We start from the raw sequence: 25,564 nt of genomic DNA, 5'->3' as shown, positions 1-25,564 counted from the left end.
CGCAGAGGCCGGAATGACTGGCCTGGAGCCATCGTCTGAATTTCCACGCCATCCATGGGCCTACATACGCCCCCGCCAAGGTCAAGCAAAAAACTTTCTAAAATCGCCTGCAAGCCTTGTGAATAGAGGCCTGTGTGGTTTTGCACTTGCCCCCAAAGACTGTGGGCGCAGTTGTGGATAACCTGCGTGCATATCGCTACACGCCACGGTTTATATGGCTTTGCCCTGCATGGTTAAAAAGTGATCAGTCCGGCGTAAAGAAGTGCGCACAGCGGTTGCCGCGACGGCGGGGTAAGGGCATTCTGCTGGCAACTTTTTTCCCGATGCCCGCAAGGAGAACACCATGTCCAACACGCTGTTTATTACTGGCGCCACTTCAGGTTTCGGCGAAGCCTGCGCCCGTCGATTTGCCGAGGCCGGCTGGAAACTGGTGCTCACCGGCCGTCGTGCCGAACGCTTGAATGCGCTGGTCGAAGAGCTTTCCAAGCAGACCGAAGTGCATGGCCTGGTGGTGGACGTGCGTGACCGCAAGGGCATGGAAGACGCCATCGCCAACCTGCCGCCGTCGTTCGCCACCCTTCGCGGGCTGATCAACAATGCCGGCCTGGCCGTGGGCACTGACCCGGCGCCCAAGTGCAGCCTCGACGATTGGGAGACCATGGTCGACACCAACATCAAGGGCCTGCTGACCACCACCCATCTGCTGCTGCCGCGCTTGATCGCCCACGGCCGTGGTGCCGGCATCATCAACCTGGGCTCCATCGCCGGCAGCTACCCGTACCCGGGCAGCCATGTGTATGGCGGCTCCAAGGCGTTCGTGAAGCAATTTTCGCTGAACCTGCGGTGTGACCTGCAAGGCACCGGCGTGCGCGTGACCAACATCGAGCCGGGCCTGTGCGAGAGCGAGTTTTCGCTGGTGCGCTTTGGTGGTGACCAGGCGCGCTATGACGCCACTTATGCCGGTGCCGAGCCGATCCAGCCGCAGGACATTGCCGACACGATATTCTGGGTCATGAACACGCCGGCGCATGTGAATATCAACCGCTTGGAGCTGATGCCGGTGAGCCAGACCTGGGCTGGGTTCGCCATCGAACGTGGGGCCAAGTAGGGCTTTAGATCGAATCGTTGCCATCGGGGGCTTGCCCCCGATGAGGCCCTGAAGATCACCCGAGATGCCGGATCAGCCCCTGATAGCAGGTCGCCAAATGATACGGCGTGGTCGACGGCATATCCCGCCGACTCACCTTGCCATTGGCATCCAGGCATTCATGCCAGCCTTGCTCATGCAGGAAATGCTGTTGCAGCGCGAGCAATTGGCGTTGCAACACCGCCTCACTGCCAGGCCGCAAGGTCAACGCCCGCAGGTATTCGGCCTGAGCCCAGATCCGTTGAGTACCGTCGCGCATGCTGCCATCGAGGGCGAGCATGCCGCTGACCGCACCGCTTGACTTATCCACGCCCGTTTCCTCGGCGTAGGCAAACGCCCGTGTCAGCGAGGCATGCAGCGCTGTGCCGCGCAGCACCGCCGACGATTCCAGCAAAAAGAACCACTCGAACTGATGCCCCGGTTCAAACCAGTTATCCACAGCGCCCAGCGGTTTCTCCATCATCACGCCGTGCTGGCGATCAATGAAGCGCTGCTGCATGGCCGTCGCCAGGTTGAGCAGGGCGGCCTGCACGTCGGCGTCTTCCCGTACGGCGAGGGTGGCGAGGAAACCTTCGGCCAGGTGCATTAATGGGTTTTGCAGCGGGCCCGACTTGAGGGACGACCAATTGCGCTCCAGCACGGCCTCGTACAGGCCATCGCCGGTGGCGAAACGCTGGGCCACCACTTCCAGGGCGGCATTGAGCACCGACTCTACCAATGGCTCACGCACCTTGGCCCAGTAATGGGCGCAGGCAAAGATGATGAAGGCGTGGGTGTAGAGGTCTTTGCGTTTGTCCTGCGGCTGCCCGGCCGGGTCGATGCTGTAGAACCAGCCGCCGTGCTCGGCGTCATGGAAGTGCCGTTGCAGGGAACGGAACAGCGCTGCGGCGCGTTCTTCGGCGAACGCGGCCTCCGGCTCGCCGATCAGGCTGGCGAACAGGTACAACTGCCGGGCGCAGGCCATCGCGCGGTAGCGTTGTGGGGGCAAAGGCCGGTGATCGGCATCCAGCGCCTCGTAGGGCAGTGCCAGGTCGGCATTCCAGCCCGGGCCCTGCCAGAGCGGCACGATCAGCGTGTGGAAGTGCGTGAGCACGGTATTCAAGGCAGGCGGGGAAGCGATGGGCATTGGCTGGCGTCGTCACGGCAGGGGTGTTTGCCGCGCATGGTAGCAGGCTTGGGAACAGTGGTGTCTGTGTGACCGCTATCGGGAGCAAGCCCCCTCCCACATTCAGACTTGTGAACACAGTACAAATGTGGGAGGGGCTTGCCCCCGATGAGGCCCTCCACTGCGCCGCGAATCAGCCCGCCAGCAACCAAGCCCCAGTCACCGCCGAAGCCGCCCCAGCCACCCGCACCAGCGGCGCCGCAGCCGCCGGCAGCCAACGCACCAGCGCATAACCCGCCGCGTGCAATACCGCAGTCGCACCGACAAACCCCGCCGCATACGTCCAAGGGCTGGTCATGTCCGGCAGCTCCAAGCCATGCGCCACACCGTGGAACAGCGCAAACAACGCCGTCGCGCCCACCGCCATGAACAATGGCGGGCGCACCGCCAGCGCCACGGCCAGGCCCAGGGCCAGCACCGAGGCGGCAATCCCGCTTTCCAGCGCCGGCAACGCCAGGCCTTCAAAGCCCAGCATGCCGCCGATCAGCAGGGTGCCGACAAAGGTACACGGCAGCACCCAGCGGGCAGCGCCTTTTTGCTGCGCCGCCCACAGGCCGACCGCGAGCATGGCCAGCAAATGGTCGATGCCGCCCAGTGGATGGCTGATACCGGCCACCAGGCCGTTGTCGCCGTGGCCCGGATGAGCGAAGGCCAGGGCCGGGGTGAGCAGCAAGGCAGCGGCTGCGAAGAGTTTTTTGAGGCTCATGAGCAGATTCCTTATGGGTTGATTTATGCGGCGGTCAGCAAGCCCTGGCGTTCGATAAAGGCGACGATGTCATCCAGTCCTACGCCGGTTTTCTGGTTACTGAACACAAAGGGTTTGCCGTTGCGCATGCGCTGGGTGTCGCTGTTCATCAGTTCCAGCGAGGCGCCGACCAACGGCGCGAGGTCGATCTTGTTGATCACCAGCAGGTCGGATTTGCAGATTCCCGGGCCGCCCTTGCGCGGTAGCTTGTCACCGGCCGACACATCGATCACATAGATGGTCAGGTCGGACAGTTCCGGGCTGAAGGTCGCCGACAGGTTGTCACCACCAGACTCCACCAGGATCAGGTCCAGGCCGGGGAAGCGGCGGTTGAGCTGGTCCACCGCCTCCAGGTTGATCGAGGCGTCTTCACGGATCGCTGTGTGCGGGCAGCCGCCGGTTTCCACGCCGATGATGCGCTCCGGCGCCAGGGCCTCGTTGCGTACCAGAAAGTCGGCGTCTTCGCGGGTATAGATGTCGTTGGTCACCACCGCCAGGTTGTAGCGGTCGCGCAAGGCCAGGCACAGGGCCAGGGTCAGTGCGGTCTTGCCGGAGCCGACCGGGCCGCCGATGCCGACGCGCAGAGGTTGTGTGTTCATGTGCTTCTCCAAAAAGGTCTTAGGAACGGAACAGGCGGCTGTACTGGCGCTCATGGGCCATGCACGCCAGGGACAGACCGAAAGCGGCGCTGCCCAGATGCTGAGGGTCGATGCGAGCGGCATCCTGCTGGGCTTGTTGCAGCAGCGGCAGCAGTTCGCTGGTCAGCCGCTGGGCGGCCTGCTGGCCCAGGGGCAGGGTTTTCATCAGCACGGCCAATTGGTTTTCCAGCCAGCTCCACAACCAGGCGGCGAGGGCGTCATCGGGACTGATGGCCCAGGCACGCGCGGCCAGGGCCCAGCCCAAGGCGAGATGCGGCTCATGGCGTTGTTCAAGAAAGCTGCGGGCTGCGTCGTCCAGTTCCGGCAAACCATTGAGCAACTGCTGCAGGGAATAGCCCATCTGGCGGCTCTCCTGATACAGCTCGCGGGTTTCGCGGCTGGCTTGATGCGCTTGGCACAGTTGCGCCAGCGCCGGCCAATCCTGCTCCGCCGCGGCGCGACAATGGGCAAGCAACAACGGCGCCTCGAAACGCGCAAGGTTGAGCAGCAGCTGGTCGCTGATCCAGCGGCGGGCACTGGCCGCATCATTCACGCGGCCATCGTCCACCGCCATTTCCAGGCCCTGGGAATAGCTGTAGCCGCCAATCGGCAATTGCGGGCTGGCCAGACGCAGCAGCGCCCAGGCTGGGTTCATACCCGCACGCCGAACTGATGCAGCTTGGGCGGATAGTTGAAGTCTTCATCGCCATGGCGCGAATGATGATGACCGCCGCCATAGGCGCCGTGTTCCGGCTGGAATGGCGCTTCGAGGGTTTCGGTATGGGCGCCCAGCTGTTCGAGCATGGCTTTGAGCACGTAATCATCAAGCAGGCGCAACCAGCCATCCCCGACCTGCAACGCCACATGGCGGTTGCCCAAGTGATAGGCCGCACGGGTCAGTTCAAAGGCGTTGGCGCAGGTGACGTGCAGCAGTTGTTCAGGCCGGGCGCACACGCGTACGACACGTCCGTCTTCAGCTTGTAGGAATTCACCATCATGCAGCGGTGGCTGACCGCGTTCCAGGAACAGACCGACGTCTTCACCGTCGGCACTGAAACAGCGCAGGCGGCTTTTGCTGCGGGCCTCGAAATTCAGCAGCAACTCAGCGGCCCAGAGGGGTTGGGGGGCGATTCGGCGGTGGATCACCAGCATCAGGAAGCTTCCAGCTATGAGCGATGAAACAGCTAGAGCAAGGGGCTTGCCAACCGTGCCGGGGTACCGCAAACGCCTGTGGATAAGCGCGTTGATGCCACCAAACAGGGCGCGGGAAATTTCTGGCGTGAACCAGATTGGTGCGCCAAGGCCTGCGATGCACTCCCTGTGGGCGTTTCGGATATTTCCTACACCTACTCAGGATTTCGCGTTCAAACCCTTGCCCAGCCGATCATTAGTCTGTGCGCCGTGTTTAACCCACTGCGACGTTCATCATGATCAAGTCATTTCTCTATCTCATCCTGGCCAGCCTGTCTTTCGTCGTTACCTCGGCGTCGGCTACCTATCAACCTCGCGCCGACTTCGGCTCCTCGCTGCACAGCCTGCCGTCGTCTTCCATCGACGACGTGATCGACCGCGCGCACGAGTTGCTGGGCACGCCTTACAAGTGGGGCGGCAATTCGGTGGAGCAAGGGTTCGATTGCAGCAGCTTGCTGGTCTACCTGTTCAAGACCCAGGCCAATATCAAAATCCCGCGAACCACGGCGGCAATGCACCGGTCAACGGCCGCCACCATCAAGCGCAGCGCGCTCAAGCCCGGCGATGCGGTGTTTTTCAAGGGGAACGGACGCGGTCAGGTCAGCCATGTCGGCCTTTATATTGGCGAGGGTAAATTCATCCATTCGCCGCGTACCGGCAAAAACGTGCGTATCGATTCACTGAGCAATAGTTACTGGAACAAGCACTACACCACCGCCAAGCGTTTTCATACGCAGGGCTGATCGACTATTCGGTGCTGCCCAGGCCCTGCCAATGCTTGAGGCCGATGAAGATAAACCGCAGTTGCTGGGTGATTTTTGCCTGGGGCGTGAGGTGGGCAGGCAGGGCGTGAGGCGGTGGGTCGATGATGTCGGGGAGGGTGGCGAACACGCTTTTGACGATCAGGTCGGCCATCACGTGCAGGCCGTCGGCATTCAGGTGCTGCAGCTTGGGCATCAACGTCAGGTCGGCGGCGAGGTCGCGGGTGATGTCCTCGCGCAGGGCGGCGATGGCCTGGCGCACGGCCAGGCAGCCGCCGTATTGCTCGCGGGCCAGGAACAGGAACTGGGAGCGGTTGGCCGACACCACATCGAGAAAGATCCGCACCGAGGCGTCGATAATGCCGCCCATCACGAATTCGTTGTGGCGCACCAGGCGAATCGTGGCGCGGAAGGTCTGCCCGACCTCACTCACCAATACCAGGCCAAGCTGGTCCATATCGGCAAAGTGTCGGTAAAACCCGGTGGGAACGATGCCGGCCGTCTTCGCCACTTCACGCAGGCTCAAGCTGCCAAACCCACGGCCACACTCCATCAAATGGCGGGCTGCGTCCATCAGGGCGAGGCGGGTCTGTTGCTTTTGTTCGGCGCGGGGCAGCATGGGCGGGCGAGCTTTGTGGTCAAGTACAGCGACGCACTCTAGCAAAACCGCTTCGCTGGCGTCGAACTTGGCGGGTGGAGACGTGACGCTTACTGCAAAAAGTCAAAAGCCCGATCGACTGATCGGGCTTTTTTCTGGGCCACCACAGGGTTAGCTCTGTGCTTGATGCATTTCTTCCAGGCGGTCGGCACCACCTTCGGCAACGGCATTGCGTTCCAGCAGACGATCGGCACCCCCTTCGGCGACAGTGTTGCGTTCTTGCAGACGGTCGGCCCCCCCTTCGGCGACAGTGTTGCGTTCTTGCAGGCGGTCGGCACCACCCTCGGCGACAGTGTTGCGTTCTTGCAGGCGATCAGCGCCACCTTCAACCAGGCCTTTCTGTTCCAGGCGGTTACGGCCGTTTTCGGTCACGCCTTCGGCATAAGCACGTTTGTTGGCGCGGTCCGAACCACTTTCAGCGACGGCGCCTTTGGCGTAGTCACGGTTCTCATCTTCTTGCGAGCCGCTGCGAGCCAGGGTCTGGTTGAAGTGCGCGGCGTCGGCTTTGACTTGTGGGGTGACTTGTTCGGCGGCTGGCAGGGCAAAGGCACTGGAAGCCAGGATGGACAGTAGAACGGTAGCGAGTACTTGGCGTTTCATGATGGGTTGCTCCTTGGGAGGGCGATAAAGTGGGTACGGGGCTAATGCTACTCTCGATAAGTCGATATAAAAGTTCATAAACACAATGGTAATAATCAACAGAATTGATTGTTCCCGCCGGAGGCTCTAGCACGCGCCTCTCAAGCACGCGGTTTTGCACCGGGGTGGGTATTTTCGAAACGCGCCCGGGTAACAATGGTGCGCCGTTGATGATTGAATGTGTCTGGTCGATCAGGAAAATGGCTTTTTGCGATTAAATTGACCGCAGGGCTAAACCCCCAGGCGGTTTGCCAGTCGTACCCTTATGAACAGTCGTTCTGCTAGCCGTGTTGAGGAGCTTTGTGCAATGACGCGCACCCGTAAAATCGTTGCCTGGATCTGCGCCAGCTTCGTTCTGTTAATCGCTGTCGCCGTGTTGTTCCTGGTGTTTTTTGATTGGAATCGCATCAAGCCGCCCCTCAACGCCAAAGTCTCCGAAGAGCTGCATCGTCCGTTCGCTATCAATGGCGACCTCGCCGTGGTGTGGCGGCGCGAGCCCGATGAAGGCGGCTGGCGCGCCTGGGTGCCGTGGCCTCACGTGATTGCGCAAGACCTGACCCTGGGCAACCCCGACTGGTCGAAAAAACCGCAGATGGTCACGCTCAAGAAAGTCGAACTGCGTATTTCACCCCTGGCCCTGCTGGTGCAGCGCGTTGTCATCCCGCGTATCGACCTCACCGAGCCGAGCGCCGAGTTGCAGCGCCTGGCCGACGGCCGCGCCAACTGGACCTTTGAGTTCGATCCCAAGGACCCGGGCGCCGAGCCTTCCAGCTGGGTGGTGGACATTGGTGCCATCGGCTTCGACAAGGGGCATGTGACGCTCGACGACCAAACCCTCAAGACCCAACTCGATGTGATCGTCGACCCGTTGGGCAAACCCATCCCCTTCGGTGAGATCGTCGGCGACGCCGATGCCAAAAAGGCCTTGGAAAAAGGCGCCGCGCCGCAGGACTACGCGTTTGGTCTCAAGGTCAAAGGCCAGTACCACGGCCAGAAACTCGACGGCGCCGGCAAGATCGGCGGCCTGCTGGCCCTGCAGGACGCGGCCAAGCCATTCCCGCTGCAGGCCCAGGTGAACATCGCTGACACCCGCATCGCTCTGGCCGGCACCCTGACCGACCCCCGCAACCTTGGCGCCCTTGACCTGCGCCTGAAACTGGCAGGCGCAAGCCTGGGCAACCTGTACCCGCTGACCGGCGTGACCCTGCCGGATTCGCCGGCGTATTCCACCGATGGTCACCTGATCGCCAAATTGCACGAAGCCGATGGCGCGTCATTTCGCTATGAGAATTTCAACGGCAAGATCGGCAACAGCGACATCCACGGCAACCTCGCCTATGTCGCCAGCCAGCCACGGCCCAAACTCAGCGGCGCGCTGGTGTCCAACCAGTTGCTGATGGCTGACCTTGCGCCCCTGATCGGTGCCGATTCCAACGCCAAGCAAAAGGCCCGTGGCGGAGCAAGCAAACAACCGGCGACCAAAGTACTGCCGGTGGAAGAGTTCCGCACCGAGCGTTGGCGTGACATGGATGCCGACGTGGAATTCACCGGCAAGCGCATTGTGCACAGCGCCGACTTGCCCTTCACCGATCTCTACACGCACTTGGTGCTCAACGACGGTGAGCTGAGCCTTGTGCCCCTGCGCTTCGGCGTGGCCGGTGGCAAGCTCGATGCGCAGATTCGCTTGAACGGCCGCATCACACCGATGGAGGGCCGCGCCAAACTCACCGCGCGTAACTTCAAGCTCAAGCAACTGTTCCCGACCTTCGAGCCCATGAAGACCAGCTTCGGTGAACTCAACGGCGACGCCGATATTGCCGGGCGCGGCAACTCCGTCGCGGCGCTGCTGGGCAGCTCCAACGGTGACCTGAAGATGCTGATCAACGACGGCGCGATAAGCCGGGGGCTGATGGAAATCGCCGGTCTCAACGTGGGCAACTACGTGGTGGGCCGCCTGTTCGGCGACAAGGAAGTGAAGATCAACTGCGCCGCCGCGGACTTCGGCATCAAGACCGGCCTGGCAACCACGCGGCTGTTTGTGTTCGATACCGAGAACGCCATCATCTACATCGATGGCACGGCGAACCTGGCCACCGAGCAACTGGACCTGACCATTAACCCCGAGTCCAAGGGCTTTCGCCTGTTTTCGCTGCGCTCGCCGCTGTACGTGAACGGGCCGTTCATCAAGCCCAATGCCGGGGTCAAAGCCATTCCATTGGCGCTGCGAGGCGCAGGCATGGTGGCGCTGGGCGTGATTGCCGGGCCTGCCGCTGGCTTGCTTGCACTGGTCGCGCCCAGCGGTGGAGAGCCCAACGAATGCGCGCCGCTGCTGCAACAGATGAAGGAAGGCAAGGCGCCGAAAACCGTGAAGGGCTGACTGACGAAACACAGATTCAACTGTGGGAGGGGCAAGGCCCCTCCCACCTCAGGAGTTACAGATCCTGCAGGATGTCCGCCATGTCATCGGCGTGTTCTTCTTCCTGGGCCAGGATGTCTTCGAAGATGCGACGGGTGGTCGGGTCTTTGTCACCGATGTACTGGATGATCTCGCGGTAGCTGTCCACCGCGATGCGCTCGGCCACCAGGTCTTCGTAGACCATTTCCTTCAAGGTATTGCCCGCGACGTACTGCGCGTGGGAGTTCTTCGACAGCAGGTCGGGGTTGAATTCCGGTTCACCGCCCAGTTGCACGATGCGCTCGGCCAGTTTGTCGGCGTGCTCGGCTTCCTGGGTCGCGTGTTCCAGGAACTCATCTGCGGCGATGCCGGCCTTGAGGCCGTTGGCCATGAAGTAGTGACGCTTGTAGCGCAGCACGCAGACCAGCTCGGTGGCCAGCGACTCGTTGAGCAAGCGGATGATTTCCTGGCGGTCGGCGTCGTAACCTTCGGTCACGGCGCCATTTTCGACGTTCTGGCGGGCGCGGCTGCGCAGGGTAGCAACGTCGGTCAATTGGGCTTGAGTCATTTCAATCTCCTGGGGCTAATCCGGTTTTACGCCACGCTCTGCCGGCGTGATCGCTCCAGGTTGTGAGTCTTGCGCACAGCAAAAAGTTTTATTGGATTTAGCCGCATGTGTCATAAGCGCGTCGTGCGCGGCGGCTACGCTGCACTCATCCTTTTGTGATCAAGGACGTTCGCTTCATGGCGCAGTCGTCAGCCACGCGTTATCCCCTGGTGCTGGTGCCCGGCATGCTCGGCTTCGTGCGCCTGGGGTGGTTTCCCTATTGGTACGGCATTGTCCCGGCGCTGCGAGCGGGTGGGGCGCAAGTGTTTCCCGTGCAGGTGGCGCCGCTGGATTCCAGCGAAGTGCGCGGTGAGCAGTTATTGGTGCAGATCGAGCGCATTCGCCTTGAGACCGGCGCCGACAAGGTCAACCTGATCGGGCATAGCCAGGGCGCGCTCACCGCGCGTTACGCGGCGGCCAGACGCCCGGAGTGGGTGGCGTCGGTGACGTCGGTGGCCGGACCCAACCACGGTTCTGAGTTGGCGGACCATATCCATGCCCATTACCCCGTCGACGGCGCCAAGGGTCGCCTCATGAGCGCGCTGTTTCATCTGGTCGCCTGGGTGATGGGCGTGCTGGAAACCGGCTATCGGGGGCCGCGTTTCAAGGCTGACCTGCGCGCCTCGCACCTGTCGCTGACGCGCGAAGGCGTGGCGCTGTTCAATCGCCAGTACCCCCAGGGCTTGCCCGAGACGTGGGGCGGGCAGGGCGCCGAGCTGGTCAATGGCGTGCGCTATTACTCCTGGTCCGGCACGTTGCAGCCGGGCATCACCGACCGTGGCCGCAACCTGTTCGACGGGACCAACCGCAGCTGCCGTTTGTTCGCGCGCAGTTTTGTGCGCGAAAAAGGCCAGTGCGACGGCATGGTCGGGCGCTACAGCTCACACCTGGGGCGGGTGATTGGTGATGACTATGCGCTGGACCATTTCGATATCGTCAACCAGTCCTTGGGGCTGGTGGGCAAGGGCGCCGAGCCGATTCGCCTGTTTGTGGAGCATGCGCAGAGGTTAAAGGCCGCCGGGGTGTAGCAGGAACACCGTGTCATCATTCATCGCAGGCACGCCTGACCTTGCGGCCAACCGGCGTCGTCCAGCGCTCCGACAGAATCACCCCGCCCAGGGTCAGCAAACCGCCCACCAGGTGATACAACGCTAACGCTTCTTTCAACACGACCGCCGCAATCAGTGCGGTTATCAACGGTAGCAAGTTGAAAAACAATGTGGTGCGGCTTGGTCCCAACGTCTTCACCGAATGCATCCAGGCCAACGGCGCGAGCATCGAGGCCAGCAGGCAGGCGTACAGCACCAGCGGGATATTCGCCCAGCCCAGACCGGCTTTGGCCGAAAACAGGAACAGCGGAAACAGCACCACCACCGCCACCAGTATCTGCAGATACAGCAACACCAGCGGCGGCAGGCGCAGTTGCCATTTTTTCAGCAGGGTGCTGTAGACCGCGTAGGCGAGGGTTGCCACCAGCATCATGCCGTCACCCAGGTTCACCCCATGTTGCAGCAACCCGCCCAGGCTGCCGGCTGACACCACCACGGTCACGCCGGCAAACGACAGCACGGCACCGGTGAGGGCGCCGAAGGTCAGGCGCTGGCCGAGGCTGATGATCGCCGACGTCAGCGCCATCAACGGCATCAATGACAGGATGATGCCCATGTTGGTGGCGCTGGTCAGCGACGCGGCGTAATACGCCAGGCTTTGGTAAACGGCCATGCCCAACACGCCGAGGATGACGATCCTGCCCAGGTTCGGGCGAATCTGCGCCCAATGGGCGATCACCGGCTTGAGCATGAATGGCGTGAACAGCAATGCTGCCAGCAGCCAGCGATAAAAACCGATCTCCGAGGGGAAGATCGAGCCCACGGCCAGTTTGTTGACCACGGTGTTGCCGGCCCAGATAAAAATGGCCAGCAAGGGATACGCGTATTGCATGACATCGCCATACAGAGGAATGAGCGGGGATTATCCTCTCTTCGCGGGAAGGTGTAACAGGATTTGGCTACACTCTCGAAAGGCCACGCCCCTCGGCGTGGTAACCGGGAGAAAACTCCATGAAGATGCTGCGTATACCGTTGTTGATGATGGGCCTGTTGCTGTGTTCCCAAGGCTTCGCCGCCACCGCCCAGCAAAACAAAATGACCACCTGTAATGCCGAAGCCACCACCAAGACGCTCAAAGGCGACGAGCGCAAGGCCTTCATGAAGACCTGCCTGTCGGCCCCGGCGGCCAATGACGCCAAGACCCTGACGCCGCAGCAGCAGAAAATGAAGGATTGCAACGCGTCGGCGAAAACCAAGGCGTTGGCCGGCGATGCGCGCAAGACATTCATGAGCACCTGCCTCAAGGGCTGACCCCGATTTAGCAGGCGCTGGAAAACAAGTGTGGGAGCAAGTCGAATCGTCGCACCGCCCCTCCCCTCCCACACTTGATCGCATTCGCACCTTCAGCTCTCGCTTGATTTCTGGAACGCTGGCAGACTGCCCATCCTTTAACGCCGTTCGTTTTGAGGCTGTATGCCAACGTTTCCTCAGCGTCATGTGTTGTTGCTGGCCAGCTACATCATTATTTTCGGCGGATTGCTGCTGGTCCTGCCGCTCAAACTACTGCCCAGCCTGTTGGCCGGCCTGTTGGTCTATGAACTGGTCAACATGCTCACCCCCCAACTGCAACGGCTGATCGAAGGCCGCCGCGCGCGCTGGCTGGCGGTGGCGTTGCTCGGTACCCTGATTGTCAGTGTGCTGGCCCTGATCTTCGCCGGTGCCATCAGCTTCCTGCTCCACGAAGCGGAAAACCCTGGCGCCTCCCTCGATAAGTTCATGGGTGTGGTCGACCGCGCCCGCGGCCAGTTGCCGCCGTTCCTCGACGCCTACCTGCCCGCCAGTGCCGCGGAATTTCGCGTGGCCATCGGCGAGTGGCTGAGCAAGCACCTGAGTGAACTGCAATTGGTCGGCAAAGACGCCGCGCACATGTTCGTCACCCTGCTGATCGGCATGGTGCTCGGTGCGATCATCGCCCTGCAACGCATCCCCGACCTGACAAAACGCAAGCCCCTGGCCGCCGCGCTGTTCGACCGTCTGCACCTGCTGGTCCAGGCCTTTCGCAACATCGTCTTCGCGCAAATCAAGATCGCCGCGCTCAACACCGCATTCACTGCGATATTCCTCGCCGTGGTGCTGCCGCTGTGCGGCATCCACCTGCCCCTGACCAAAACCCTGATCGTACTGACCTTCCTGCTCGGCCTGCTGCCGGTGATCGGCAACCTGATGTCCAACACCCTCATCACCATCGTCGCGCTGTCGCTGTCGATCTGGGTGGCGGTGGCGGCATTGGGGTATTTGATCGTGATCCACAAAGTCGAGTACTTCCTCAACGCACGCATTGTCGGCGGGCAGATCAGTGCCAAGTCGTGGGAGTTGTTGTTGGCGATGCTGGTGTTCGAAGCCGCATTCGGCCTGCCGGGGGTGGTGGCTGGGCCGATTTATTATGCGTATTTGAAGAGTGAGTTGAAGCTGGGTGGGATGGTTTGATCGTGTTCAGGCAGGGCGGCTGAAAAGCCACCCTGTTTGCGCTTAGGCCGCTTGCGAACTTAGCTTGCGGCCAATCACATCCATCAAATCGCACCCATCCCGCAAGGGAATGGCCAGCAGTTGTGCGAAGTCGTGGAGCACGACGGCATCACTGCTGAGTTCTTCTCTAAAGGCGATGTTTTCCAGCAATTGAGTTACCGCACGAATGCGGTAGGCAGCGGCGTCGAGAAGGACATCGACTGGGGCTTGGGTGTCGATGGTTAGAGCGGGGATGGTGCAGTCGTGGCCGGTTAGGGGCATGTAGCGATTCATACGTGAAACTCCGTGGACTAAGAGGAGCCCCCACTCATTGTCGCCAAACAATAGGGTGGCAGCTGTACGCAGGTTGGCGAACCGGTCCACGGGGACGGCAGACCCGAAGGTCTCCCGCGCACAGCCGCCATAAATACGGCTTTGCGGGTACAAAAACGCCTGCCAACGAAGCAGGCATTTTTGAACGTGGATGCAGGTCGCCAAACCTGGTCGCCATGAGGGCGACGACCGGACTATAAGCTTCATCATGGAAATCGTGCAAGGCGCAGGGCGTGTTGGTTACAACATTCCAAAGTAAGTTCTGTGCAGGCAGGTTTTGGGGCTGCTGCGCAGCCCAACGGGAGCAAGCTCCCTCGCCACAAAGGGGGAACGGTGGTGACTCAGGATTTGGTGTACATACGTCAAAAATGTGGGAGCAGGCAAGCCAGCTCCCACATTTGATTTATGGTGTTTGGACGTCAGCAGCCGTACCGCTTGCTCGCTTCAATCGCCAACCCGCTACCAATACTGCCAAAGATATTCCCTTCCACATGCCGCGCATTCGGCAGCATCGCCGCGATGCTATGACGCAGCGCCGGGATGCCGCTGGAGCCGCCGGTAAAGAACACCGTGTCCACCTGCGCCACGCTCACCGAAGCGTCGTTGAGCAACTGCGTCACGCTGTTGCGCACGCGTTCGAGCAAGGCGTCGATGGACGACTCGAACAACGCCCGGCTCAAATCCACGCTCAGGCCTTTTTCGATACGGTCCAGTGGCACATGACGATTGTCTTCGTGGGTCAGCTGGATCTTGGTTTCTTCAACTTCCATGGCCAGCCAGTGCCCGGCGCGTTGTTCGATCAGCTTGAACAGGCGATCGATGCCGCCGGTGTCTTCGATGTCGTAGCGCATGCTGCCCAGGGCCAGCTGGGATTTTTGCGAGTACACCGAGTTGATGGTGTGCCAGGTGGCCAGGTTCATGTGGTGGCTGGTGGGCATGTAGGCGCCGCTTTTCATGCGGCTGCCGTAGCCGAACAGCGGCATCATGCCTTGCAGGCTGAGCTGTTTATCGAAGTCGGTGCCGCCGATGTGTACGCCGCCGGTGGCGAGGATGTCGCTCTGGCGGTTGTCGTTGTGACGGCGGTCCGGCGACAGGCGCACCAGCGAGAAGTCGGAGGTACCGCCGCCGATGTCGACGATCAGTACCAGCTCTTCTTTTTCGATGGTGGACTCATAGTCGAACGCCGCGGCAATCGGTTCGTACTGGAACGAGATGTCCTTGAAGCCGATCTTGCGCGCCACGTCGACCAGGGTGTTTTCCGCTTCCTGGTCGGCCATCGGGTCGTCATCGACGAAAAACACCGGGCGGCCCAGTACCACTTCCTCGAACTCACGGCCGGCGTTGGCTTCGGCGCGGCTCTTGAGCTGGCCGATAAACAACGCCAGCAGGTCGGTGAACGGCATCGCCGTACCCAGTACGCTGGTGTCGTGCTTGATCAGCTTGGAACCCAGCAGGCTCTTGAGCGAGCGCATCAAGCGGCCTTCGTAGTTTTCCAGGTACTCGTGCAGCGCCAGGCGACCGTACACCGGGCGACGCTCCTCGAAGTTGAAGAACACCACTGACGGCAAGGTGATCTTGTCGTCCTCCAACGCAATAAGCGTCTCCTGGCCGGGGCGGATCCAGCCGACGGTGGAGTTGGACGTGCCGAAGTCGATGCCGCAGGCACGGGCCGGGGATGGGTTTTTCATGTCTATCGGGTTCCGGTCGAAAAACGGCCGCGCAGTGTATGTCAGTCGAGGGCGGATGCGTAGGCCGACCATCCGTTAAATCGTGCTTGAAAGCGCAGGATTCGCCCCCACATCTGGTGCATACGGCGAGCGCCGATAACACTTTGACGTATCCCCTCCGGCCACAAGACTCAACAGGTGCAAACCATCGCACCTTGTGCCCAGGGCTCTGCGATCTTGATAAAGGAAGGTGAAACCCCGATGGATTTCAAAGATTACTACAAGATACTTGGCGTCGAGCCATCGGCCGACGACAAGGAAATCAAAGCGGCCTACCGCAAGTTGGCGCGCAAATATCACCCGGATGTCAGCAAGGAAAAAGACGCCGAAGCCAAGTTCAAGGACGCGTCCGAAGCCTACGAAGCGCTTAAAAGCGCCGACAAGCGCGCCGAGTACGACGAACTGCGCAAATACGGTCAGCACGGTCAGCCGTTTCAGGGACCACCGGGCTGGCAGAGCCGTGGCGGCTTTGGTGGGGGTGGCGGCGGTGAGGATTTCTCGGACTTCTTCAGCTCGATCTTCGGTGCGCGCGGCGATGCCTTTGGTGGCGGTCAGCGCCGTCCTGCCGGGCGTAAAGGCCAGGACGTGGAGATGCAGCTGTCGGTGTTTCTCGAAGAGACGCTGTCGAGCGAGTCCAAGCAGGTGACCTTCCAGGTGCCGCAATACGATGCCTCGGGCCGGCATGTCAGCAACACCACCAAGAGCCTGAACGTGAAGATCCCCGCCGGCGTGGCCGACGGCGAACGCATTCGCCTCAAGGCCCAGGGCGCACCGGGCATCGGTGGCGGCGCGAATGGCGACCTGTACCTGATCATCAAGTTTGCGCCGCACCCAAAATTCGAAGTGGACGGCGAAAACCTGATCATCAACCTGCCGCTGGCACCCTGGGAATTGGCCCTGGGCACCGAAGTGGCCGTGCCGACCCTGACCGGCAAGATCAACCTCAAAGTGCCGGCCGGCAGCCAGAACGGCCAACGCATGCGCGCCAAGGGCCACGGCTTGCTGAACAAGCAAGGCGAGCGCGGGTTTCTGTTCGTGCAGCTCAAGGCGGTGATGCCGAAAAACAGCGATGAAGAAGTCAAGGCGCTGTGGCAGGAACTGGCCAAAAAGGCCGCGTTCGATCCCCGCGAGGCCTGGAACCACTAATTGCCCGGCAGCCTCCCGCGTGCGGCAGATAGGCCCTGCCGCAAACGGGCGGTGAATAAGCTTTTGAGCTTCATTCACCTCGTCAGAACAAAAAGTACCGCTGCGCCATCGGCAATACCTCGGCCGGTTCGCACCACAGCAACACGCCGTCGGCCTTGACCTGATACGTCTGCGGGTCCACCTCGATATCCGGTAAATAATCGTTGTGGATCAAGTCGGTTTTCTGCACGTCGCGACAGCCTTTGACCACCGCGATCTGCTTTTTCAAACCCAGGGCTTCGGGCAGGCCCGCGTCCGCTGCGGCCTGGCTGATAAAGGTCAGGCTGGTGGCGTGCAGCGAACCGCCGAAGCTGGCGAACATCGGGCGGTAGTGCACCGGTTGCGGCGTCGGGATCGAGGCGTTGGCGTCGCCCATCAGGCTTGAAGCAATCGCGCCGCCCTTGAGGATCAGGGTCGGCTTGATGCCGAAAAATGCCGGACGCCACAGCACCAGGTCGGCCCATTTGCCCACTTCGATGGAGCCGACGATATGGCTCACACCGTGGGTGATCGCCGGGTTGATGGTGTACTTGGCGATGTAGCGCTTGGCGCGGAAATTGTCATTGCCGGGGCCGTCGCCGGGCAGGGCGCCGCGCTGTTTCTTCATTTTGTCGGCGGTCTGCCAGGTGCGCGTGATCACCTCGCCCACGCGCCCCATGGCCTGGCTGTCCGAGCTGATCATCGAGAACGCGCCGAGGTCGTGCAGGATGTCTTCGGCGGCGATGGTCTCGCGGCGGATGCGGCTTTCGGCGAAGGCCACGTCCTCGGCGATGCTCGGGTCCAGGTGATGGCAGACCATCAACATGTCCAGGTGCTCGTCGATGGTGTTGCGCGTGAACGGCCGCGTCGGGTTGGTGGAGCTGGGCAGCACATTGGGGAAGCCGCAGGCCTTGATGATGTCCGGCGCGTGGCCGCCACCGGCGCCCTCGGTATGGTAGGTGTGGATGGTGCGGCCCTTGAGCGCGGCGAGGGTGGTTTCGACGAAACCGGACTCGTTGAGCGTGTCGCTGTGGATCGCAACCTGCACGTCGTATTCGTCGGCGACGCTCAGGCAGTTGTCGATGCTGGCCGGCGTGGTGCCCCAGTCTTCATGCAGCTTCAGGCCAATGGCACCGGCCTTGACCTGTTCGATCAACGGCTCGGGCAGGCTGGCGTTGCCTTTGCCGGTAAAACCGATGTTCATCGCGAATGCATCGCTGGCCTGGAGCATGCGCGCCAGGTGCCATGGGCCTGAGGTGCAGGTGGTGGCGTTGGTGCCGGTGGCGGGCCCGGTGCCGCCGCCGATCATGGTGGTGACGCCGCTGGTCAGCGCTTCTTCGATCTGCTGTGGGCAGATGAAATGCACATGGCTGTCGATGCCGCCGGCGGTGAGGATCATGCCTTCACCGGCAATCACTTCGGTGCTGGCGCCGATGGCCATGGTCACGCCCGGTTGAATGTCCGGGTTGCCGGCCTTGCCGATCGCGTGGATGCGCCCGTTCTTCAAGCCGACGTCGGCCTTGACGATGCCCCAATGGTCGATGATCAGCGCGTTGGTGATCAGGGTGTCGACCACTTCGTGGGCGAGCAACTGGCTCTGGCCCTGGCCATCGCGGATCACCTTGCCGCCGCCGAATTTGACTTCTTCACCGTAGACGGTGAAGTCCTGCTCGACTTCGACGAACAGCTCGGTGTCGGCCAGGCGCACCTTGTCGCCGACGGTGGGGCCGTACATGTCGGCATATGCCTGACGGGTGATTTTCATAACCTCGGTCCTCGGATATGAGCTGCAAGTTATTAGCTGCAAGCTTCAAGTAAAAGCAAATGGGGCGCCGCGAGCCGCTTTTTCTTGCAGCTTGCGGCTGATAGCTTGCAGTCGACCTAAAGCTCGCCCATGACTCTTCCCGCAAACCCATAAACTCGCCGCAACCCGCTCAGGTCGACGAGCTCGACAGTCCTCGCCTGCCCCGGCTCAAACCGCACCGCCGTCCCCGCCGGAATATTCAGGCGCATGCCCCGGCTGGCGGCACGGTCAAACTCCAGTGCGTCATTGGTCTCGAAAAAATGGTAATGCGAACCCACCTGGATCGGCCGGTCGCCGCTGTTGGCCACGCTGAGGGTGAGGGTACGGCGGCCGACGTTGAGTTCGATCTCGCCAGGCTGGATCCGATATTCGCCAGGAATCATGCAGGTTGCCCCAGGGTCTTGAAGTAGATGGCGGTCGGGCTGTAGCGCCCGTCCGGGCTTTGGCAGTAATCGGGCAGTTCACCGATCTTGGTGTAGCGCAGCGCCTGGTAGAAAGCTTCGGCGCCGGAGCCGGCTTCGGTGTCCAGGTACAGCAGGCCGAGCTTGTGCTGGCGCGCGGCGAGTTCCAGGGTGTGCATCAATTGCTGGCCCAGGCCATGGCGACGGGCGCTGCTGTGCACCAGCAGTTTTTGCACTTCGGCGCGGTTCAGGCCATTGGCTTTCTGGCACAGCGCCAATTGCACGCTGGCCTGCACCTGCTCGTTACGCACCACCACCCACAGCAACAGGCTGGCGTCTTCGAGACTCGCCTGCACGCCGCTCAAGTAGGCGCGGGCCTGGGCTTCATCGAAGTCGGCCATGAAACCCACCGAGGCGCCATGCTTGACCGCGTCCAGCAACAGCTCGATCAACCCCTGGCGGTAATGGGCAAAGCTCTCGGCATTGACTCGACGCAGTTGCGCAGTGCTCATCGCTGTTACTCCTGGGGCGGTTCGGCGCCCGGGTTCAGGGCCAGTTGCATAAAGGTCAGGTCCAGCCAGCGGCCGAACTTGATGCCCACTTGCGGCATCTGCCCGGTGATGATGAACCCCAGGCGCTCATGCAGGCGGATCGAGGCCTGGTTGCCGCTTTCGATGGCGGCGACCATCACGTATTTGCCGCCGCTGCGCGCGCGCTCGATCAACACCTGCATCAAGCGCGGGCCCAGGCCCTTGCCGCGTTGGTCATTGCGCACGTACACCGAGTGCTCGACGCTGTAGCGAAAACCTTCGAAGGGCCGCCAATCGCCGAACGAGGCGTAGCCGGTGACTGCATCGTTTTCCACCGCCACCAGGATCGGGTAGCCCAGGGCCTGGCGCGCGTTGAACCATGCCAGGCGGTTGGCCAGGTCCACCGGTTGTTCGTTCCAGATCGCCGTGGTGTTGCGCACCGCATCGTTGTAGATATCGCGAATGGCGGGAAGGTCCTTTTCGGTTGCATCACGAATCATGGCCGGGCCTCAGGCAATCGGTTGGTGGACGGTGACCAGCTTGGTGCCGTCGGGAAAGGTGGCTTCCACCTGGATGTCCGGGATCATTTCCGGGATGCCTTCCATCACCTGCTCGCGGCTGAGCAGGGTGGTGCCGTAGTGCATCAGGTCGGCCACCGTGCGGCCATCGCGGGCGCCTTCCATCAGCGCCGCGGAGATGTAGGCGATGGTTTCCGGGTAGTTGAGCTTCACACCACGCGCCAGGCGGCGCTCGGCGACTAAGCCTGCGGTGAAGATCAGCAGTTTGTCTTTTTCCCGTGGGGTGAGGTCCATGGTTCAAGGTCCTTTAAATGCATTCTTAAATACAATGGAGATCCCTGTGGGAGGAGGCTTGCCCCTCCCACATTTTGATCTTCATGTGCTCCAGATTCGTGGTGAAACAGCTTCCCGGCCTAACACTGCCGGCCGCAACAGCCGCCATAAATCAATCAACCAGCCCCGCGCCAGCAGTGCTTCACCGGCCAGGCAGCGCGCGACCAGCAAGCCCGGCAGTTGGGTCAAATCGCCGCGCACGGTGTTCGGCAGCGAGCGGCATTTTTCAAGCAATTCAGGGGCGATTTCGCCGGTCACCAATAGCGTGGCAAACACCGGCTGCCCATCCAGGCCGATCGGCGAATCCAGCAAGCCGTCGCCGCCGACAATGCGCTGGCGTTCGTGCCAGAGCAACTGGCCGTCGCGGCGGATATCCAGATGGGATTGAAAATGGCCAAGGTCGAAGCGCTCGCCACTGGCTGGGCGACCCAGGGCGACCACGTCCCAGTAGAACAGGCGGGCGTCGCCGTGCAGGTCGATGCGTGTGGTGAGTTCGGCTTGAGCGGCGCTGAACACGATGGTTTCCTGGGGTAGCCACTCCAGCGTGGCGCCCGCTGCGACGCTCAGCTCGAGTTGCTGATACGCCGGGCCGCCGGCGCGGTACCACTTGGCCGCGCCGGGGCTGGTCAATTGGACCCAGGCACCCTCGGCGACATCGGCGCTGATGTCCAGGCGATCCCCGCCGGCAATGCCGCCGGGTGGGTGCACGATGATGTGCTGGCACACCTCGGGGCCTTCGGCGTACAGGTGCTTTTGCACGCGCAGCGGGCCGAGGTGGCGGCGCATTACCGGGCGCGTGGTGTCGCCGAAACGTGCGTAGCCGAGTTCCAGCGCGGCGTGCCAGCTGGGGGTGAACAGGGCAGGGGAAACGGGCAGGTTCATGGTTATGGGCTTATCGTCAGGACGCTACAGATTAGATCGTTACGAGGCCGCGTACACCGTCGCTGTGCATATTTTCGCCACGGCCCTGCTGCACGATTTCACCCCGCGACATCACCAGGTACTGGTCGGCCAGTTCGGCGGCGAAGTCATAGAACTGCTCCACCAATAGAATCGCCATGTCACCGCGTGCCGCGAGCTTCTTGATCACCGCGCCGATTTCCTTGATCACCGAGGGCTGGATGCCTTCGGTGGGTTCATCGAGGATCAACAGGCGTGGGCGGCTGGCCAAGGCGCGGCCGATGGCCAACTGTTGCTGCTGGCCGCCGGACAAGTCGCCGCCGCGCCGATGCTTCATCTGCAGCAACACCGGAAACAGATCGTAGATGAACGCCGGCACTTCCTTGGCTTCGGAGGCAGGGAAACGCGACAGGCCCATCAACAGGTTTTCTTCCACCGTCAGCCGCCCGAAAATCTCGCGGCCCTGGGGCACGTAGGCGATGCCCGCGTGCACGCGCTGGTGCGGCTTGAAACCGGTGATGGCGCGACCTTCCCAATTCACCGCGCCTTCCTTGGCCGGCAGCAAACCCATCAGGCACTTGAGCAGGGTGGTCTTGCCCACGCCGTTACGGCCGAGCAGGCAGGTCACTTCGCCAATCTTCGCGTCAAACGACAGCCCGCGCAGGATGTGACTACCGCCGTAGTATTGGTGCAGCTTGTCGACTTGCAGCATTCTCAAAACCTCCTCAAATCGTGCAAGTATCCAGGCTTTTGTGGTGAGCAGGCTTGCCCTGCGCGGGGCAAGCCCGCTCACCACAAAAGCCGGCGCCTACATAAAGCTTATTCAGCGGCCGAGGTACACCTCGATCACGCGCTCGTTTTCCTGCACCTGCGCAAGCGAGCCTTCAGCCAGCACGCTGCCCTGATGCAACACCGTCACATGGTCGGCAATCGAGCCGACAAAGCCCATGTCGTGTTCCACCACCATCAACGAATGCTTGCCCGCCAGGCGCTTGAACAGTTCGGCGGTGAATTCGGTTTCGGCGTCGGTCATGCCCGCCACCGGTTCGTCCAGCAGCAACAGTTGCGGGTCCTGCATCAGCAGCATGCCGATTTCCAGGAACTGCTTCTGGCCGTGGGACAGCAGGCCGGCCGGGCGATGCACCGACGCGGTAAGACGGATGGTGTCGAGCACTTCATCGATACGGTCTTTCTGTTCGCCGCTCAGGCGTGCACGCAGGCTGGCCCATACCGACTTGTCGGTCTTCTGCGCCAGCTCCAGGTTTTCGAACACGCTGAGGGCTTCGAACACCGTGGGTTTCTGGAACTTGCGGCCGATGCCGGCCTGGGCGATCTGCACTTCGCTCATGCCGGTCAAGTCCAGGGTTTCGCCAAACCAGGCATTGCCGTGGCTGGGCCGGGTCTTGCCGGTGATCACGTCCATCAGCGTGGTCTTGCCCGCGCCGTTGGGGCCGATGATGCAGCGCAACTCACCCACGCCGATATACAGGTTGAGGTCGTTGAGCGCCTTGAAACCGTCGAAGCTGACGCTGATGTCTTCCAGGGTCAGGATCGTGCCGTGACGCGTGTTGAGGCCCTTGCCCGCGGCCTGGCCGATGCCGATCGCATCGCGGCCGCTGCCTGCATCGAAGATAGGTTCAAGCATGACGTTCCTCATTTCTTCAGCAGGCCGATAACGCCCTTGGGCAGGTACAGGGTGACGATGATGAACAGCGCCCCGAGGAAGAACAGCCAGTACTCCGGGAAGGCCACGGTGAACCAGCTCTTCATGCCATTGACCACTCCGGCGCCGAGCAACGGGCCGATCAGCGTGCCGCGCCCGCCCAAGGCCACCCACACGGCGGCTTCGATGGAGTTGGTCGGCGACATCTCGCTGGGGTTGATGATGCCCACCTGCGGCACATACAACGCCCCGGCCAAACCGCACAGCACGGCGCTCAACACCCACACGAACAGCTTGAAACCACGCGGGTCGTAGCCGCAGAACATCAGGCGGTTCTCGGCATCGCGCAGCGCGGTCAGCACGCGGCCGAACTTGCTTTGCGCCAGGCGCCAGCCGATATACAGGCTGGCCACCAACAGCAGTACCGTGGCGGTAAACAGCACCGCGCGGGTGCCCGGTTCGGTGATGCCGAAGCCCAGGATGCTGCGAAAGTTGGTGAAGCCGTTATTACCGCCAAAGCCGGTTTCGTTGCGAAAGAACAACAGCATCCCGGCGAAGGTCAGGGCCTGGGTCATGATCGAGAAATACACGCCCTTGATCCGCGAGCGGAAGGCGAAGAACCCGAACACCAACGCCAGCAACCCCGGCGCCAAGACCACCAGGCACAAGGCCCAGAGGAAGTGATCGGTGCCGGCCCAATACCAGGGCAGTTCGGTCCACGACAGAAACGTCATGAACGCCGGCAGCTCACTGCCAGCGGCCTGGCGCATCAGGTACATGCCCATCGCATAACCGCCGAGGGCAAAAAACAAACCGTGGCCGAGCGACAGCATCCCGGCGTAGCCCCACACCAGGTCCAGGGCCAGCGCGACGATGGCGTAGCAGAGGATCTTGCCCACCAATGTCAGGGTGTACGCTGATACGTGCAGCGGGTTTTCCGGCGACAGCAGCGAGCACAACGGCAAGGCCAGCAGCAGGGCCAGGATGACCGTGCCGACGGCAATCGTCGCCTTGGGGCCGGCCTTTCGCGCGGCCGTAAGCATCAATGGCTGGTTCATCAGTCGATCACCCGTCCTTTCAGTGCGAAGAGTCCCTGCGGGCGTTTCTGGATAAACAGAATGATCAGCGCGAGGATCAGGATCTTGCCGAGCACGGCACCGATCTGCGGCTCAAGAATCTTGTTGGCGATGCCCAGACCGAAGGCCGCCGTGACGCTGCCGGCCAACTGGCCGACACCGCCGAGCACCACCACCAGGAACGAGTCGATGATGTAGCTCTGGCCCAGGTCCGGGCCGACGTTGCCGATCTGGCTCAGCGCCACGCCGCCCAGGCCTGCGATGCCGGAGCCGAGGCCAAAGGCGAGCATGTCCACGCGCCCGGTAGGCACGCCGCAGCAGGCCGCCATGTTGCGGTTCTGCGTGACCGCGCGCACGTTGAGGCCCAGGCGCGTCTTGTTCAGCAGCAGCCAGGTCAGCACCACCACGAACAGCGCGAAGGCGATGATCACGATGCGGTTGTACGGCAGCACCAGGTTGGGCAGCACCTGGATGCCGCCGGACAGCCATTGCGGGTTGGCCACTTCAACGTTCTGTGCGCCGAACACCAGGCGCACCAGTTGGATCAGCATCAGGCTGATGCCCCAGGTAGCCAGCAGGGTTTCCAGGGGGCGGCCGTACAGGTGACGAATCACCGTGCGCTCCAGCGCCATGCCGATGGCGGCGGTGACAAAAAACGCCACCGGCAGCGCAATCAGCGGGTAGAACTCGATGGTCGCGGGTACGTAGCGCTGCATCAGCAACTGCACCACATAGGTCGAGTAGGCGCCGAGCATCAGCATCTCGCCGTGGGCCATATTGATCACGCCGAGCAGGCCGAAGGTGATCGCCAGCCCCAGCGCCGCGAGCAACAGGATCGAACCCAGCGACATGCCGCTGAAGGCCTGGCCGAGGATCTCGCCCAGCATCAGTTTGCGTTTGACCTGGGCCAGGCTGGTCTCGGCGGCGGTGTGCACGCCGGCATCGGTTTCGACACCGGGGGCGAGCAGGGCTTCCAGGCGCGTGCGCGCCAGCGGGTCACCGGTGCTGCCGAGCAAGCGTACAGCGGCCAGGCGCACCACGGGGTCGGGATCGACCAGTTGCAGGTTGGCCAGGGCCAGGCTCAGGGCCGTGTGCACGCCTTCATCGGTTTCAGCGGCGACTTGCTGGTCGAGGAATTTAAGTTGCGCCGGTTGCGCGCTCTTTTGCAGGGTTTGCGCAGCCGCCAGGCGCACCTTGGGGTCAGCGGCGAGCAATTGCTGGCTGGCTTGTACGTTGTCGATCAAGCCACGCAGGCGGTTGTTCAGGCGTACGGTCTTGGTTTCACCGTTGAGCGTGAGCTGACCTTGTTGCAGGGCGTCCACCAACTCGATGCGCGCCGGGTCGGGCTGGGCGGCCCAGTCCTGGAGCAGCTTGGCTTGTTGCGTCGGGTTGGCGGCCAGGAAGTCTTCGGCGTCGCCGGCATGTACCGCCAAAGGCAGCAATAGCAGGGCCGTGAGGATGAAACGGTGCAGGGCAGTGGGCATAACAGGTTGTCCTGATCTTGCGGGGGACAGTGTGGGAGGGGCGGTGCGACGATTCGACTTGCCCCCGATGGCGGTGCATCAGTCAGCACATGCAGTGCCTGACACTCAGCTATCGGGGGCAAGCCCCCTCG

At 62.1% G+C, this 25,564-nt stretch carries 28 protein-coding genes; 7 read left to right on the top strand and 21 right to left on the bottom strand.

Features of this window, described 5'->3' with window-relative positions; translation table 11 throughout:
- The first annotated feature begins 343 nt into the window (after nt 1-343).
- A complete protein-coding gene (locus V6M90_RS00470; protein WP_003171401.1) occupies nt 344-1,108 on the top strand; it encodes an SDR family oxidoreductase in 765 nt (254 codons plus the stop codon).
- Between the two features lie 55 nt (nt 1,109-1,163).
- On the opposite strand, the gene V6M90_RS00465 is transcribed toward V6M90_RS00470, so the two are convergent.
- From V6M90_RS00465 to ureE, 5 genes are all read right to left on the bottom strand, one after another.
- On the bottom strand, nt 1,164-2,273 hold the full coding sequence (locus V6M90_RS00465; RefSeq protein ID WP_332845938.1) for an AGE family epimerase/isomerase: 1,110 nt from the start codon (nt 2,271-2,273) through the stop codon (nt 1,164-1,166).
- A gap of 172 nt (nt 2,274-2,445) precedes the next feature.
- A complete protein-coding gene (locus V6M90_RS00460; protein ID WP_003171405.1) occupies nt 2,446-3,018 on the bottom strand; it encodes a HupE/UreJ family protein in 573 nt (190 codons plus the stop codon).
- A 23-nt stretch (nt 3,019-3,041) separates the two neighbouring features.
- On the bottom strand, nt 3,042-3,656 hold the full coding sequence (ureG, locus tag V6M90_RS00455; RefSeq protein ID WP_017526387.1) for an urease accessory protein UreG: 615 nt from the start codon (nt 3,654-3,656) through the stop codon (nt 3,042-3,044).
- Between the two features lie 19 nt (nt 3,657-3,675).
- A complete protein-coding gene (locus V6M90_RS00450) occupies nt 3,676-4,350 on the bottom strand; it encodes an urease accessory protein UreF (RefSeq protein ID WP_141063021.1) in 675 nt (224 codons plus the stop codon).
- The gene (ureE, locus tag V6M90_RS00445) at nt 4,347-4,847 is read right to left on the bottom strand and encodes an urease accessory protein UreE (RefSeq protein ID WP_332845937.1); all 501 of its coding nucleotides are present in this window, start codon (nt 4,845-4,847) and stop codon (nt 4,347-4,349) included. The genes V6M90_RS00450 and ureE overlap by 4 nt, the downstream gene beginning before the upstream one ends.
- Before the next feature lie 275 nt (nt 4,848-5,122).
- Between ureE and V6M90_RS00440 the strand changes: the two genes are divergently transcribed.
- The gene (locus V6M90_RS00440) at nt 5,123-5,629 is read left to right on the top strand and encodes a C40 family peptidase (protein WP_003171414.1); all 507 of its coding nucleotides are present in this window, start codon (nt 5,123-5,125) and stop codon (nt 5,627-5,629) included.
- A gap of 4 nt (nt 5,630-5,633) precedes the next feature.
- On the opposite strand, the gene V6M90_RS00435 is transcribed toward V6M90_RS00440, so the two are convergent.
- Together V6M90_RS00435 and V6M90_RS00430 are read right to left on the bottom strand one after the other, a co-directional pair.
- A complete protein-coding gene (locus V6M90_RS00435) occupies nt 5,634-6,266 on the bottom strand; it encodes a TetR family transcriptional regulator (protein ID WP_003171415.1) in 633 nt (210 codons plus the stop codon).
- 150 nt (nt 6,267-6,416) lie between these two features.
- Nucleotides 6,417-6,905: a hypothetical protein gene (locus V6M90_RS00430; RefSeq protein ID WP_305428331.1), complete on the bottom strand. Its 489-nt coding sequence runs from the start codon at nt 6,903-6,905 to the stop codon at nt 6,417-6,419.
- A gap of 346 nt (nt 6,906-7,251) precedes the next feature.
- Here V6M90_RS00430 and V6M90_RS00425 point away from each other — a divergent pair, with 346 nt between their 5' ends.
- Nucleotides 7,252-9,321 (top strand): AsmA family protein, encoded by a 2,070-nt coding sequence (locus V6M90_RS00425; protein ID WP_332845936.1) that lies wholly within the window; start codon nt 7,252-7,254, stop codon nt 9,319-9,321.
- Nucleotides 9,322-9,376: 55 nt separating this feature from the next.
- Here the strand turns inward: V6M90_RS00425 and V6M90_RS00420 are convergent, their stop codons facing one another.
- Nucleotides 9,377-9,907, bottom strand: a complete 531-nt coding sequence (locus tag V6M90_RS00420; protein WP_003171419.1) for a ferritin-like domain-containing protein — start codon at nt 9,905-9,907, stop codon at nt 9,377-9,379.
- A gap of 176 nt (nt 9,908-10,083) precedes the next feature.
- On the opposite strand from V6M90_RS00420, the gene V6M90_RS00415 reads away from it, so the two are divergent.
- Entirely contained in the window at nt 10,084-10,974 is an 891-nt protein-coding gene (locus V6M90_RS00415; protein ID WP_332845935.1) for an esterase/lipase family protein, read from the top strand.
- A 16-nt stretch (nt 10,975-10,990) separates the two neighbouring features.
- On the opposite strand, the gene V6M90_RS00410 is transcribed toward V6M90_RS00415, so the two are convergent.
- The gene (locus V6M90_RS00410; protein WP_141063018.1) at nt 10,991-11,887 is read right to left on the bottom strand and encodes a DMT family transporter; all 897 of its coding nucleotides are present in this window, start codon (nt 11,885-11,887) and stop codon (nt 10,991-10,993) included.
- Nucleotides 11,888-12,006: 119 nt separating this feature from the next.
- On the opposite strand from V6M90_RS00410, the gene V6M90_RS00405 reads away from it, so the two are divergent.
- Complete coding sequence (locus V6M90_RS00405) at nt 12,007-12,306, top strand: PsiF family protein (protein ID WP_003171425.1); 300 nt, start codon at nt 12,007-12,009, stop codon at nt 12,304-12,306.
- 162 nt (nt 12,307-12,468) lie between these two features.
- On the top strand, nt 12,469-13,482 hold the full coding sequence (locus tag V6M90_RS00400; RefSeq protein WP_003171426.1) for an AI-2E family transporter: 1,014 nt from the start codon (nt 12,469-12,471) through the stop codon (nt 13,480-13,482).
- 42 nt (nt 13,483-13,524) lie between these two features.
- Here the strand turns inward: V6M90_RS00400 and V6M90_RS00395 are convergent, their stop codons facing one another.
- Both V6M90_RS00395 and V6M90_RS00390 read right to left on the bottom strand, forming a co-directional pair.
- Nucleotides 13,525-13,794: a hypothetical protein gene (locus V6M90_RS00395; RefSeq protein WP_198140471.1), complete on the bottom strand. Its 270-nt coding sequence runs from the start codon at nt 13,792-13,794 to the stop codon at nt 13,525-13,527.
- A 458-nt stretch (nt 13,795-14,252) separates the two neighbouring features.
- Complete coding sequence (locus V6M90_RS00390) at nt 14,253-15,521, bottom strand: Hsp70 family protein (RefSeq protein WP_003171428.1); 1,269 nt, start codon at nt 15,519-15,521, stop codon at nt 14,253-14,255.
- A gap of 240 nt (nt 15,522-15,761) precedes the next feature.
- Here V6M90_RS00390 and V6M90_RS00385 point away from each other — a divergent pair, with 240 nt between their 5' ends.
- Nucleotides 15,762-16,706 carry a DnaJ C-terminal domain-containing protein gene (locus tag V6M90_RS00385; protein ID WP_078823085.1) on the top strand — a complete coding sequence of 315 codons (945 nt, stop codon included), beginning with the start codon at nt 15,762-15,764 and terminating at the stop codon, nt 16,704-16,706.
- Between the two features lie 82 nt (nt 16,707-16,788).
- Here the strand turns inward: V6M90_RS00385 and ureC are convergent, their stop codons facing one another.
- The 10 genes from ureC to urtB all read right to left on the bottom strand — a co-directional run bounded on the left by ureC (nt 16,789) and on the right by urtB (nt 25,433).
- Complete coding sequence (ureC, locus tag V6M90_RS00380; protein ID WP_003171431.1) at nt 16,789-18,489, bottom strand: urease subunit alpha; 1,701 nt, start codon at nt 18,487-18,489, stop codon at nt 16,789-16,791.
- A gap of 116 nt (nt 18,490-18,605) precedes the next feature.
- Nucleotides 18,606-18,911 carry an urease subunit beta gene (locus V6M90_RS00375; protein ID WP_003171432.1) on the bottom strand — a complete coding sequence of 102 codons (306 nt, stop codon included), beginning with the start codon at nt 18,909-18,911 and terminating at the stop codon, nt 18,606-18,608.
- Nucleotides 18,908-19,441 (bottom strand): GNAT family N-acetyltransferase, encoded by a 534-nt coding sequence (locus V6M90_RS00370; protein ID WP_332845934.1) that lies wholly within the window; start codon nt 19,439-19,441, stop codon nt 18,908-18,910. Before V6M90_RS00370 ends, V6M90_RS00375 begins: the two co-directional genes overlap by 4 nt.
- A gap of 5 nt (nt 19,442-19,446) precedes the next feature.
- Nucleotides 19,447-19,959: a GNAT family N-acetyltransferase gene (locus V6M90_RS00365; protein ID WP_332845933.1), complete on the bottom strand. Its 513-nt coding sequence runs from the start codon at nt 19,957-19,959 to the stop codon at nt 19,447-19,449.
- A gap of 9 nt (nt 19,960-19,968) precedes the next feature.
- A complete protein-coding gene (ureA, locus tag V6M90_RS00360; RefSeq protein WP_003171437.1) occupies nt 19,969-20,271 on the bottom strand; it encodes an urease subunit gamma in 303 nt (100 codons plus the stop codon).
- An 81-nt stretch (nt 20,272-20,352) separates the two neighbouring features.
- A complete protein-coding gene (locus V6M90_RS00355; protein ID WP_332845932.1) occupies nt 20,353-21,192 on the bottom strand; it encodes an urease accessory protein UreD in 840 nt (279 codons plus the stop codon).
- A gap of 31 nt (nt 21,193-21,223) precedes the next feature.
- Nucleotides 21,224-21,922: an urea ABC transporter ATP-binding subunit UrtE gene (urtE, locus tag V6M90_RS00350; protein WP_003171441.1), complete on the bottom strand. Its 699-nt coding sequence runs from the start codon at nt 21,920-21,922 to the stop codon at nt 21,224-21,226.
- 111 nt (nt 21,923-22,033) lie between these two features.
- Nucleotides 22,034-22,867 carry an urea ABC transporter ATP-binding protein UrtD gene (urtD, locus tag V6M90_RS00345; protein WP_176156592.1) on the bottom strand — a complete coding sequence of 278 codons (834 nt, stop codon included), beginning with the start codon at nt 22,865-22,867 and terminating at the stop codon, nt 22,034-22,036.
- Nucleotides 22,864-23,931, bottom strand: coding sequence for an urea ABC transporter permease subunit UrtC (gene urtC / locus V6M90_RS00340; RefSeq protein ID WP_305428335.1), 1,068 nt, complete (start codon nt 23,929-23,931; stop codon nt 22,864-22,866). The genes urtD and urtC overlap by 4 nt, the downstream gene beginning before the upstream one ends.
- A complete protein-coding gene (gene urtB / locus V6M90_RS00335) occupies nt 23,931-25,433 on the bottom strand; it encodes an urea ABC transporter permease subunit UrtB (protein WP_332845931.1) in 1,503 nt (500 codons plus the stop codon). The genes urtC and urtB overlap by 1 nt, the downstream gene beginning before the upstream one ends.
- Nucleotides 25,434-25,564 lie beyond the last annotated feature (131 nt).

The sequence above is a fragment of the Pseudomonas lactucae genome (genome assembly GCF_036688725.1).
Taxonomy (GTDB): domain Bacteria; phylum Pseudomonadota; class Gammaproteobacteria; order Pseudomonadales; family Pseudomonadaceae; genus Aquipseudomonas; species Aquipseudomonas lactucae.
Note: the sequence above shows the minus strand (reverse complement) of the source record. Positions and strands in the feature narration are given on the sequence as shown.

Bases quoted from the DNA above. Each gene is read 5' to 3' on its own strand.
- urtB (WP_332845931.1), bottom strand. From the start codon at position 25,433: ATGCCCACTGCCCTGCACCGTTTCATCCTCACGGCCCTGCTATTGCTG.
- ureG (WP_017526387.1), bottom strand. From the start codon at position 3,656: ATGAACACACAACCTCTGCGCGTCGGCATCGGCGGCCCGGTCGGCTCC.
- V6M90_RS00460 (WP_003171405.1), bottom strand. From the start codon at position 3,018: ATGAGCCTCAAAAAACTCTTCGCAGCCGCTGCCTTGCTGCTCACCCCG.
- urtC (WP_305428335.1), bottom strand. From the start codon at position 23,931: ATGAACCAGCCATTGATGCTTACGGCCGCGCGAAAGGCCGGCCCCAAG.
- V6M90_RS00410 (WP_141063018.1), bottom strand. From the start codon at position 11,887: ATGCAATACGCGTATCCCTTGCTGGCCATTTTTATCTGGGCCGGCAAC.
- V6M90_RS00365 (WP_332845933.1), bottom strand. From the start codon at position 19,959: ATGATTCGTGATGCAACCGAAAAGGACCTTCCCGCCATTCGCGATATC.
- V6M90_RS00425 (WP_332845936.1), top strand. From the start codon at position 7,252: ATGACGCGCACCCGTAAAATCGTTGCCTGGATCTGCGCCAGCTTCGTT.
- V6M90_RS00430 (WP_305428331.1), bottom strand. From the start codon at position 6,905: ATGAAACGCCAAGTACTCGCTACCGTTCTACTGTCCATCCTGGCTTCC.
- V6M90_RS00400 (WP_003171426.1), top strand. From the start codon at position 12,469: ATGCCAACGTTTCCTCAGCGTCATGTGTTGTTGCTGGCCAGCTACATC.
- V6M90_RS00395 (WP_198140471.1), bottom strand. From the start codon at position 13,794: ATGAATCGCTACATGCCCCTAACCGGCCACGACTGCACCATCCCCGCT.
- V6M90_RS00390 (WP_003171428.1), bottom strand. From the start codon at position 15,521: ATGAAAAACCCATCCCCGGCCCGTGCCTGCGGCATCGACTTCGGCACG.
- V6M90_RS00470 (WP_003171401.1), top strand. From the start codon at position 344: ATGTCCAACACGCTGTTTATTACTGGCGCCACTTCAGGTTTCGGCGAA.
- V6M90_RS00370 (WP_332845934.1), bottom strand. From the start codon at position 19,441: ATGAGCACTGCGCAACTGCGTCGAGTCAATGCCGAGAGCTTTGCCCAT.
- ureA (WP_003171437.1), bottom strand. From the start codon at position 20,271: ATGGACCTCACCCCACGGGAAAAAGACAAACTGCTGATCTTCACCGCA.
- ureC (WP_003171431.1), bottom strand. From the start codon at position 18,489: ATGAAAATCACCCGTCAGGCATATGCCGACATGTACGGCCCCACCGTC.
- V6M90_RS00435 (WP_003171415.1), bottom strand. From the start codon at position 6,266: ATGCTGCCCCGCGCCGAACAAAAGCAACAGACCCGCCTCGCCCTGATG.
- V6M90_RS00465 (WP_332845938.1), bottom strand. From the start codon at position 2,273: ATGCCCATCGCTTCCCCGCCTGCCTTGAATACCGTGCTCACGCACTTC.
- V6M90_RS00355 (WP_332845932.1), bottom strand. From the start codon at position 21,192: ATGAACCTGCCCGTTTCCCCTGCCCTGTTCACCCCCAGCTGGCACGCC.
- urtE (WP_003171441.1), bottom strand. From the start codon at position 21,922: ATGCTGCAAGTCGACAAGCTGCACCAATACTACGGCGGTAGTCACATC.
- V6M90_RS00450 (WP_141063021.1), bottom strand. From the start codon at position 4,350: ATGAACCCAGCCTGGGCGCTGCTGCGTCTGGCCAGCCCGCAATTGCCG.
- V6M90_RS00375 (WP_003171432.1), bottom strand. From the start codon at position 18,911: ATGATTCCTGGCGAATATCGGATCCAGCCTGGCGAGATCGAACTCAAC.
- urtD (WP_176156592.1), bottom strand. From the start codon at position 22,867: ATGAGGAACGTCATGCTTGAACCTATCTTCGATGCAGGCAGCGGCCGC.
- V6M90_RS00420 (WP_003171419.1), bottom strand. From the start codon at position 9,907: ATGACTCAAGCCCAATTGACCGACGTTGCTACCCTGCGCAGCCGCGCC.
- V6M90_RS00385 (WP_078823085.1), top strand. From the start codon at position 15,762: ATGGATTTCAAAGATTACTACAAGATACTTGGCGTCGAGCCATCGGCC.
- ureE (WP_332845937.1), bottom strand. From the start codon at position 4,847: ATGCTGGTGATCCACCGCCGAATCGCCCCCCAACCCCTCTGGGCCGCT.
- V6M90_RS00415 (WP_332845935.1), top strand. From the start codon at position 10,084: ATGGCGCAGTCGTCAGCCACGCGTTATCCCCTGGTGCTGGTGCCCGGC.
- V6M90_RS00405 (WP_003171425.1), top strand. From the start codon at position 12,007: ATGAAGATGCTGCGTATACCGTTGTTGATGATGGGCCTGTTGCTGTGT.
- V6M90_RS00440 (WP_003171414.1), top strand. From the start codon at position 5,123: ATGATCAAGTCATTTCTCTATCTCATCCTGGCCAGCCTGTCTTTCGTC.